This window comes from Pedobacter sp. (genome assembly GCF_041645105.1).
In the GTDB taxonomy this organism is placed as follows: domain Bacteria; phylum Bacteroidota; class Bacteroidia; order Sphingobacteriales; family Sphingobacteriaceae; genus Pedobacter.
In genome coordinates this window covers 1-9,141 of record NZ_JBAZQQ010000016.1, presented here as the reverse complement: position 1 = coordinate 9,141, position 9,141 = coordinate 1, and the positions used below count along the sequence as shown (strand labels likewise).

Genomic DNA, 9,141 nt, shown 5'->3' with positions numbered 1-9,141 from the left:
ATAGATTCACAGGGAAGAATGAGGATTTTTTCTTTAGAAGTATTAAAGATTTGCACGCTGATACAAAAATAGGCATTAGGCAGATTGTCAGAGATATTAAACAACTTGAGGAATTAAACCTGATTCAAACTTGGCAAATGCACTGGATAGATAAAGAAACTAAAAAGAAATCCGAAAAACATATAACTGCCTTCAGAATAACAAAATTAAGATAGGCAAAGTGCCTAAAAGGCAATCTGCTATATGCCTAAAAGGCAATCTGGGCAAAGTGCCTAAAAGGCAATCTGGGCAAAGTGTCAAAAAGGATATACTATCTAATAGTTGATTAAGACTATTTAATAGTTAATTAAGATTATCTAAAAATAGATAGGAATTAAAATTATTGCAAGTAGCATAGTCCGAAAATTAAAATCAAATTTTCAGACACCATTTTCTCAAATTATCTCATAAAAGATTTTTCTTGACAAGGTTTGGTTTTCTCTTTATGCTTTATTTAACTTTAGAACTTTGGAAGTTAGGAAGTTAGGAATTGAGGTTAAAATGATAAAAGTAGGAAAACTTTACAGGGATTTTGACATCAGGCAAGAAGACATTACTGCAGAAAGCCGAACAGTAAACCTTTCTTTTAGCTCAGAAGAGCCGATAGAAAGGTTTTTTGGTTTAGAAATCCTTGACCATCAACCAAAATCTGTTGACTTGAGGAGACTCAAAAGAGGTGGTGCATTACTAATAGACCACGACACAACAAACCAAGTAGGCGTTATTGAGGAAGTGTCTATTGATGGATTAAAAGGACGGGCTGTGGTTCGTTTTGGGAAAAGCACAAAAGCAGAGGAGATTTTTCAAGATGTTCTTGATGGCATTCGAAAAAATATATCTGTTGGTTATAGAATCAAAGAAATGAAACTTGAGAAGCAAGAAAAAGATGTTGATACATACCGAATTACACGATGGGAGCCATTGGAGGTATCTCTTGTTAGCGTGCCATCTGATATTACAGTTGGAGTGGGACGTTCGCAAGAAACGGATTTGATGGAGGTCATTGTGCAAAGAGATGAAGAAATAAAAGATACGGAGGTTAGAATGGAGATTACAGAAATAAAAGACCTGGACAAAGCAAAACAGGAAGAGAGAATGAGGGGATTGGAGATAATGGCATTAGGTGATAAGCACGGATGCCTTGAGTTATCTCGGAAGGCAGTTGAGGATAGCGTCTCAATTGATGATTTTAGGGCGACAATCCTTGAGAAGGTTTACAAGGCTAAGCCTATTGAGACCAGAGACCAAGACCCTATGATTGGGATGAGTGACAAAGAAATCAGAAGCTATAGTCTGGTCAAGGCGATTAGACAGATTGCCGACTTGAAGCCTTTGGATGGAATAGAGAAGGAAGCCAGTGACGCAACTGGAAAGATTGCAGGCAGATCTGCAAAAGGCTTTTTCTTGCCACAAGATGTGATGAAGAGGGCTTTGAATGTTACCGATGCAACTAAAGGCGGATTCACGGTTGGCACAGAGCTTCTGGCTGGTGAGATGATTGAGTTGCTCAGGAATAAAACCCTTGTGGCTCAGCTTGGAGCTAAACAGCTAACAGGATTAGTAGGCAATATTGCTATCCCCAGAGTATCTGGTGGAGCTACTGCCTATTGGTTGCCAGAAACTGGTGAGGTTACAGCAACAGACCAAGCGTTTGGACAGTTAGGGCTTACCCCCCATAAATTGATTGGAGATACAGCATATTCCAAAGAGTTGTTAATGCAATCCAGCATCGATATTGAATCATTTATAAGAGAGGACTTAATGAGAGTTCTTGCTCTGGCGAAAGATTTGGCTGCGATTAATGGCACAGGTAGTGACGGACAACCTCTTGGTATTATGCAGACCACAGGTGTTCAGACTGTTACTTTCGGCGCAGCCCCAACTTGGGCTAAAGTAGTGGACTTTGAAACATTGGTTGCCACAGCAAATGCTGACATAGGTGCAATGGCATATCTTACAACTCCAGGAGTTAGAGGCAAGTGGAAAACTACTGTGAAGGTTGCAAGCAATGCAATATTCCTCTGGGAAGGAGCTAATATTGGTGGACAAGTAAATGGTTACAGAGGAGAAGCCACAAACCAAGTGCCAGATAATAAGGTCATTTTTGGCAACTTTGCTGATTTGATTCTTGCTGATTGGGCAGGAATTGATGTAGTGGTTGACCCTTATAGTCTCAAGAAGAAAGGGCAGATTGAGATAACCATAACCCTATGGGCAGATTCAGCAATTAGAAATCCAGTTAGTTTTGTGGTATCAACAGACGCAGGAAACCAGTAAGAAGATGAAGAAGGTAATTTTCAAAGCTGATGTAATGGTTGCAGGGTCCCCAAGAAAGATTGGAGATGTGCTGGAAATAAGTGATGGAGATTACCGAATTCTGAAAGGTTATAAGTTTGTAGAGGATTATGTAGGCTCAGAAGAGAAGATTGAGACAAAACCTATTGTCAAAATGACAAAGGGACGGAGGTAATATGAAGATTTTAGATTTGCATAACGAAGTATCTGTTGCGAGCTTATACGCGGGGACGGCTTTATTGGCTGCATCTCCTATAAGTGGCACAGGAGTGGACATAAGGGATTATCAAGGTGTTCTGAAGGTGATACTTGATTCAGGAGCAGGTGGAGGCACAACTCCAACCTTAGATGCCAAATTACAGGATTCAGCTAACAACACCACTTTTGCTGACATCACAGGAAAGGCATTTACCCAAGTAACAACTGCTGTATCTTTGCAGTCTCTGGCTATTGACACCAGAGCCGTGAGGAGATACTTGAGGATATATATCACCATCACTGGCACAGGTGCAACTTATGGGCTGGCGGTAACAATGGCAGGGCAAGTCCAGAGAATCTAATGCCTGGAAGTTTTATCGCAGAGGACTTAAACATTTTCTTAAACTCCTCAGAACTTGGGACTGTTGCTGCTTATGGTGGCAACAGTTTCAATGTTCAATTTTTTGATGAGTTTGAGTCTTCGCAAGTGTTTGGTTCTGAAGCAGAGACCTCATCACCATCGGCTATAGTCAAAGATTCAGATGTGATAGGCATTACACACGGAGCGACAATCACAATAAATAACACGGCATATAAAGTCAGAGGTATTCAACCCGACAAAACAGGATTAACCATCTTGATTTTGAGCAAAGACTAAATGGCAGAAACACTTAGACAGCAGATTTTAGACAAAGTTAAAGCACGGTTACAAACAATCCTTGTTGCTAATGGCTACAGTTCAAATCTGGGAAGCAGTGTTTTTGAATGGCGGGTAGAACCTTTTGCGACATCTGAATTGCCTGCTCTGGTCTATAGAGACCCCAGCGATGATATTAGTCAGGCAGAAGGACACAGAAATCATTTGACGCTTGAAATTGAGATAGTAACAGCCAGTGAGACAATATCAGCAGTTAGAAAGAAAATAGCGGATGTTATTCTGGCAATCGGAACGGATACGCAATGGGATGGGTTGGCTATTGACACTATCCCTGGCAATGATGAGATTATTATAGACCAGAAAGATAAAACGATAAGCGGTGTGAGTATGAGGTTCACAGTATTTTTCAGAACGAAAGAATGGAAACCTTATACACCGTTAGTATAAAGAGGAAATATGGAATATATAGGAGCGTTTGTTTTAGATGAAAAAGGGGAACGGATACCAGACCTGAACGATGAGGCTATGAAAGGTCGTGCAGATTTGGAAGTAGAGAAAAAGAAGGGCTTGAAAAAGCCTGTGGAGGTAAAAGACGATGTTAGAAAGTAGAGCATTGATACTGGCAAAAATAGAGGCAACCTATGGCACGGATTCTGCCCCTGTGATAGCAACCGATGCCATTCTTACTTCTAAGCCAACGGTTGAGATTATAGAGGAAACCAAAGCAAGGGAAGTGGTTTTGCCTTATATGGGGAAACTTAAGGATATTCCCCTTGGTGTTGGGGTGAAAATTTCCTTTAGCGTTGAGGTTAGAGGCTCAGGCACAGCTGCAACCCCTCCAAGAATAGGAGCGATTCTCAGAGCGTGTGGATTTACTCAGACTTTAGTGGTTGGTCCGCCAGCGTATGTTACCTATGACCCTAATTCTGCACAGGACATCGAATCAAATACAGTATATTTTTATCTCGATGGTCTTCTTTGGAAAGCTCTGGGTTGCGTGGGGAATTCCTGCAAACTCACAATGAAAACCAATGAGATAGCAAAGTTTGATTTTGAACTCACAGGTCTTTGGGGTGGTGTAGCCTCTATCACAGAAGTAGCTTTCCCATCGCCAACCTTTGGTGATTCTATTACTCCTCCAATTCTAAGGTCGGCAACCTTTACAATTGACACTTATGCGGCAATCATAGAAAGCATAGAAACAAACCTTGCCAATACTATTATTAAGCGAGCCAGTGCCAATACAAGCACGGGCATTCTGCGGTATTCTCGTATAGCCAGAGAAATCAGCGGTAGTTGTGACCCTGAGGTAGTGGCTTTGGCGACATACAATCCTTTGACAACCTGGGAAGCAGGCACAACAGGAGCTATTGCCGTAACAGTTGGTAATACCACAGGTAATAGGCTCATAGTTGCAATTCCAAACGCAATGAAGAAAGCACCAAAGTTTGGAGCAAGAGAAGGCATAGTAACCTACGCTATTGAGTTCTCAGCAAATCCTACTATGGTAGCAGGGAACACCGAAGTGCAATTTAAATTTGATTAAGGAGGCAAAATATGAGAGACTTAAAATTAAGTGATAAAAACAAGATAGGCATATTTGACGCCAGAAGCGGCACAGATATTGAGTTATACTACAGGACTCCGACCACATCGGAAGAGGTTGAATATCAACATTTACTTGTCAAGCGACAGGGCAGGAAGGTAATTATCAACCCTTTTGAAGCACGACTTGAAATGGGATTGAGAATCCTAACAGGATTTTCAGAGGGTAGTTTTGGTATAGATGGAAAAGCTATCTCATCTGAACCTGAGAATCCTAATTACAAAGAAAACTGGAAAGACCTCTTAAAAGAAACCGCCTCTGACATCATTACCACTTTTGCCTTTACAATCTTTGAGGGAGCACGGATAGACACAGGGACGGATTTTGAAATAGAGGAGAAAGATGATGTCCCCCCTTTTCAGAAGAAATCCAAAGGCTAAAAGACCGCTGCACCCCTCAGAAAAAAAAGGAGTGTGTTAAAAATGCGGGACCCCATCTTGAATTTTTATGCTCTCAGTGTGAAAGCAAAACCCCTCACGAGCCTTCCGAATATTTTAACCACATCTGGTATTTATACTGCCTTCAGTCTGGAGGCTATCCTTTCAAACAAAACGAATTATCTATTAACGAATGGATTGACCTTGGCAACCTAAAAATGCAACTACAACAAAATGGCTAACGAAGTAAAAATACTCATCACGGCAGACCCCTCTGGAGCTATAACAAGCATTCAGAATGTTACAGGCTCTATGAGAAAGATGGAAAAAGACACAGGAGGAATTGTCAATAGTCTCAAATCCCATTGGTTGGGCTATAGTGCTGCTATTGCTGGGGCTATGATAACCGTAAACAAGGCGTGGAATATGGCTGAAATGGCGGCACAGTTTGAAGAACAGCGAATGTCCCTAAACGCTTTGGCTGGGCAATATAACACAACCGCAGATACAATTATAAAGAGCGTCAAGGATGCCTCTCAAGGGCTTGTGTCTATGACAGACGCTGCAAGTATATCGGCTAAATCTCTGATGATGGGGTTGAATCCCGACCAGCTTGTGAGCTTTATGAAAATCGCCGAGACCACATCAAATGTAACAGGTGCAAAGGTCGCAGATAATTTCAGAATGATAACCGAAGCTGCCACAGCAGGTAGAGAACGAACCCTAAAACAAATGGGAATCATAGTTGACCTCACAGGAGCTTACAAAGATTACGCTGTAAGCATTGGCAAAACTGCCGCAGAGCTTGACGATATGGAAAAGCTACAGGCTGCCGCTAATGTTATTATGGCAAAAGGAGAAGAAATAACAAAACGGCTTGGAACTACCACAGATTCTACTGCGGATAAAATGGATAGGTTAAGGGTTACTATAGCCGACCTAAACCTTCAAATGGGATTTTTTGTTATTCGTGGCGGTGCTGGTTTAGTCGGAATATTACAAGGCTTGACTTCTGCTTTTTATCTCGCCACTTCTGGACTTTTTAGAATGGCTCAGGGGTTTCAGATAGTGATTTCTAAAATTGGTATTACCAAAAAAATACGAGAAGAAGCTAAAATGTTGGCTGAGGAAATGGGAAGAATAGCTGAAGAAGATTGGGGAAAAGCTGTTGATTTATCCACGAAAGGATTAGACAATCTTATAGCTATGATTGCTAAAGCTGAAGACCTTGCAAGAGCATCGGCTAAAACTGGAGCAGGAGTTAAGCCAGGGGCTGGAGCAGAAACAGATAAAGCAGACAAAATCAAAGACCTGAACAAACAAATCCAAGACCTGATTGATAAAGCCACTCTTTCTCCTACTGACCTTATTATAAAACAAGGAGAAGAATGGTTTAGAGCTGGAGCAAATAAAGCGAAAATTGAAGCGTGGGTAGTTGCGGAGTTAAAGAAAATAGACGATGAGTTTACAAAGGATGCAAGAGCCGAAAGACTTAAAAAGGCTGAGGAAGAAGAAAGACAAAATCAGAAAACCCTTGACGCTCAGACTTGGCTTACAGACCAAACCAACAAACTGACCCTCTCAAGTTTTGAATACGACAAAGTCAAACTGCTGGAAGAGTATAAAGAAAAAGCAAAGGTGCTTGGTTGGACAGTAGAACTTGAAAGAACCTATAATTTGCAATTACAGGCAATGACGGATGCCGAAACCAAGAAAAAGTTAGAAGCGAATCAGAAAGTCTTGGAAGCCAGGGCACAGCTTGCAGACAATTTAGCAGATGTAGGAAAAAGCGAATATCGGCAGAAGATAGACAATGTTAATAAATGGGTTGAAGAGCAACTGAAGATTAACGCATTTTTGCTTGAGAAGGATAAAGCTTATGTTGACCAAAAAACAGAGATTGAAGTAGTCGGCACGAAAAAAAGAACGGAGATAATCAAAGATATTCTATTGCAAGCACAGAAGGAAGAACAGAAAAGGGCAGTAGAAGGCTACAAAGATACTACGCGACAAATGAACGAACTGGCTGGCAAGGTTGAGGGGGAGACTGGTAGAGGGCTTGGTATGGTAACGGCTGGTATGCAAGGGATAACAGATGTTATGATGGACCAAGATATTTACAGCCAGCGGATTGAAAAGTTGACAGAATTTATAAATCAAAAAAGAGATTTGACAACCGAAGATGCTGCATTTACAATCGGATTAAACCAACGCATAGCTACTGCGACCACTGATGTAAACAGGCTTGAAGCACAACAGAAAATAGCCATTGCCCAGAATACCGCTGGAATGCTTGCTGGCATTGCCTATTCGCTTTATGCGGCAACAGGACAACAAAGCCAAAAAGCATTTGATGTTTACAGGGCATTTGCAAAGTTGGAAGTTATTATAGGCACAATTAGAGCGGCACAAAGTTCTTATGCTTTTGGGGCAAAATGGGGTGGTCCTATTGGAGGAGCTGCTATGGCTACAATAGCTGTGGCTGCAGGCATAGCAAGATTAGACCAGATTAGTGCGATGAAGATGCCAACACCAACAGGATTGCCTTCCCCAACAGGCATACCTTCCCCCAGAGAAACAATCACACCAACTCCTGTAGCCCCTGCAGAAACCGCAAGACCTGTGGCGGTGAATGTATATGTGTACGGTTCTCTTGTTGATCACGATGCGTTTGCAAGGGAAATAATTCCCTCACTACAAAAAGCCGTAAATGACGGAGTAAGATAGATTTTATTTAAGGAGGTTATGATGAATTTGCAAAGTGAAATGTTTGAAAGAATCAAGGAGGAGATTGAGAAAGACCCTGAAGGATTAGGGTATAAGGGGAAGAGCAATGAGGAAATAGCTAAATTGTTAAATGAACCCTATTACAAAGAAAGAGTAATTAGAGACGCTTTTGCACCTCGTATAAATATCATTTTAGTAGGCATTGCTGATGTGCCTAATGTGATAGATATTACAGATGTGGCGAGAGCAAAAAAATATTAACGGAGGTATAAAATGGCAAATCTAATTATAACAAAGAATATCGCAGTAGCAAGTGCAGACTTTACACTGGCAAGTCTGGGGGCGGGTAGTGCTGTCCAAGCAGCAAGGATTCTTAATCCAAATGGATACCCTGCGGCTAAAATAACTGTGAAATTAACACAAGGGGCAACGGTAGTGGCAGGGCAATTATACGAGATATACATAGCCAGAGGCAATGGCACGGTGCGTGATGATAACGCTGCAGATGCAAAAGGAACTATAGTGGTAACAAATAGCACCCAATTAGGCACTATAGTAACCACAGCAACCATAAATGAAGCCAAACCACAGTCGTTTGATACTGCAATTATAGGCGTTCTTGGTGCGGACTGGGTGCCTATTATCAAAAATGCCTCTGCAAATGCCTTGAATGCAACTGAAGCAAATCATAGTGTTACTTATGAGTATTATATTCCAGAAATCCAATAGGGGATGAGCAAATTATGATAGTAAAACCAGACATGCCCATTTTGCAACGAGGCAATCCTTTGGCGAAAGGGCTTGTTGCGTGCTATCCTGTTTTTGAAGGCGGCGGAACTACCCTGCGGGATATTAGTGGACAGAATAACAATGGCACTATAAATGGTGCTACTTGGGTTAAAACCCCATTCGGGCGGGGACTTGATTTTATCACGGATGACTTTGTTAATATCCCAGATTCTGCATCAACAAATTTAGGAAACATTGCCACTTGGTTGTTCCGTATTAAATTTAATAGTATTGCAGAGGCACCACCTCATATTATCAGTAAATGGATAGACGGAGAGGCTAATGGCTATTATATTTATATGAACGCTACTCACGGCTTAATATATACCACTGTGAGCGGTGGTACCCATATTCAAACCTATGGTAATGCTCTGCCTGTGCTTGGGACCTGGTATCAGTATATAGTAGTTAAAAACGGGACAGCGGTAACAATGTATAGAAATGGGGCATTG

Annotated in this window: 13 protein-coding genes; all 13 read left to right on the top strand. The window is 41.4% G+C overall.

The genetic code is table 11. The features are described from left to right. A partial coding sequence (locus WC623_RS24580) for a hypothetical protein (protein WP_372856194.1) occupies nt 1-215 on the top strand: 215 nt, incomplete at its 5' end. Nucleotides 216-507: 292 nt separating this feature from the next. After that, a complete protein-coding gene (locus tag WC623_RS24575; RefSeq protein WP_372856192.1) occupies nt 508-2,316 on the top strand; it encodes a phage major capsid protein in 1,809 nt (602 codons plus the stop codon). Nucleotides 2,317-2,320: 4 nt separating this feature from the next. Beyond that, nucleotides 2,321-2,509 carry a hypothetical protein gene (locus WC623_RS24570; RefSeq protein ID WP_372856190.1) on the top strand — a complete coding sequence of 63 codons (189 nt, stop codon included), beginning with the start codon at nt 2,321-2,323 and terminating at the stop codon, nt 2,507-2,509. 1 nt (nt 2,510) lies between these two features. Beyond that, nucleotides 2,511-2,894, top strand: coding sequence for a hypothetical protein (locus WC623_RS24565; RefSeq protein ID WP_372856188.1), 384 nt, complete (start codon nt 2,511-2,513; stop codon nt 2,892-2,894). Next, nucleotides 2,894-3,190: a hypothetical protein gene (locus tag WC623_RS24560; protein WP_372856186.1), complete on the top strand. Its 297-nt coding sequence runs from the start codon at nt 2,894-2,896 to the stop codon at nt 3,188-3,190. Before WC623_RS24565 ends, WC623_RS24560 begins: the two co-directional genes overlap by 1 nt. Further along, the gene (locus WC623_RS24555; protein WP_372856184.1) at nt 3,191-3,637 is read left to right on the top strand and encodes a hypothetical protein; all 447 of its coding nucleotides are present in this window, start codon (nt 3,191-3,193) and stop codon (nt 3,635-3,637) included. It abuts the gene before it with no gap. Nucleotides 3,638-3,646: 9 nt separating this feature from the next. Next, nucleotides 3,647-3,799, top strand: coding sequence for a hypothetical protein (locus tag WC623_RS24550; protein ID WP_372856182.1), 153 nt, complete (start codon nt 3,647-3,649; stop codon nt 3,797-3,799). After that, on the top strand, nt 3,786-4,736 hold the full coding sequence (locus tag WC623_RS24545; protein ID WP_372856180.1) for a phage tail tube protein: 951 nt from the start codon (nt 3,786-3,788) through the stop codon (nt 4,734-4,736). The genes WC623_RS24550 and WC623_RS24545 overlap by 14 nt, the downstream gene beginning before the upstream one ends. Nucleotides 4,737-4,747: 11 nt before the next feature. Further along, entirely contained in the window at nt 4,748-5,176 is a 429-nt protein-coding gene (locus WC623_RS24540; RefSeq protein ID WP_372856178.1) for a hypothetical protein, read from the top strand. Nucleotides 5,177-5,407: 231 nt separating this feature from the next. Next, nucleotides 5,408-7,900 carry a hypothetical protein gene (locus WC623_RS24535; protein WP_372856176.1) on the top strand — a complete coding sequence of 831 codons (2,493 nt, stop codon included), beginning with the start codon at nt 5,408-5,410 and terminating at the stop codon, nt 7,898-7,900. An 18-nt stretch (nt 7,901-7,918) separates the two neighbouring features. Further along, nucleotides 7,919-8,161: a hypothetical protein gene (locus tag WC623_RS24530; RefSeq protein ID WP_372856174.1), complete on the top strand. Its 243-nt coding sequence runs from the start codon at nt 7,919-7,921 to the stop codon at nt 8,159-8,161. Nucleotides 8,162-8,173: 12 nt separating this feature from the next. Continuing rightward, complete coding sequence (locus tag WC623_RS24525) at nt 8,174-8,629, top strand: hypothetical protein (protein ID WP_372856172.1); 456 nt, start codon at nt 8,174-8,176, stop codon at nt 8,627-8,629. Nucleotides 8,630-8,643: 14 nt separating this feature from the next. Continuing rightward, nucleotides 8,644-9,141, top strand: a 498-nt coding sequence (locus WC623_RS24520; protein ID WP_372856170.1) for a LamG-like jellyroll fold domain-containing protein, incomplete at its 3' end; no start/stop codon positions are given.

Excerpts from the sequence above, each read along its gene's own strand:
- WC623_RS24550 (WP_372856182.1), top strand. The coding sequence starts at position 3,647 with ATGGAATATATAGGAGCGTTTGTTTTAGATGAAAAAGGGGAACGGATA.
- WC623_RS24560 (WP_372856186.1), top strand. The coding sequence starts at position 2,894 with ATGCCTGGAAGTTTTATCGCAGAGGACTTAAACATTTTCTTAAACTCC.
- WC623_RS24565 (WP_372856188.1), top strand. The coding sequence starts at position 2,511 with ATGAAGATTTTAGATTTGCATAACGAAGTATCTGTTGCGAGCTTATAC.
- WC623_RS24530 (WP_372856174.1), top strand. The coding sequence starts at position 7,919 with ATGATGAATTTGCAAAGTGAAATGTTTGAAAGAATCAAGGAGGAGATT.
- WC623_RS24555 (WP_372856184.1), top strand. The coding sequence starts at position 3,191 with ATGGCAGAAACACTTAGACAGCAGATTTTAGACAAAGTTAAAGCACGG.
- WC623_RS24540 (WP_372856178.1), top strand. The coding sequence starts at position 4,748 with ATGAGAGACTTAAAATTAAGTGATAAAAACAAGATAGGCATATTTGAC.
- WC623_RS24570 (WP_372856190.1), top strand. The coding sequence starts at position 2,321 with ATGAAGAAGGTAATTTTCAAAGCTGATGTAATGGTTGCAGGGTCCCCA.
- WC623_RS24535 (WP_372856176.1), top strand. The coding sequence starts at position 5,408 with ATGGCTAACGAAGTAAAAATACTCATCACGGCAGACCCCTCTGGAGCT.
- WC623_RS24545 (WP_372856180.1), top strand. The coding sequence starts at position 3,786 with ATGTTAGAAAGTAGAGCATTGATACTGGCAAAAATAGAGGCAACCTAT.
- WC623_RS24525 (WP_372856172.1), top strand. The coding sequence starts at position 8,174 with ATGGCAAATCTAATTATAACAAAGAATATCGCAGTAGCAAGTGCAGAC.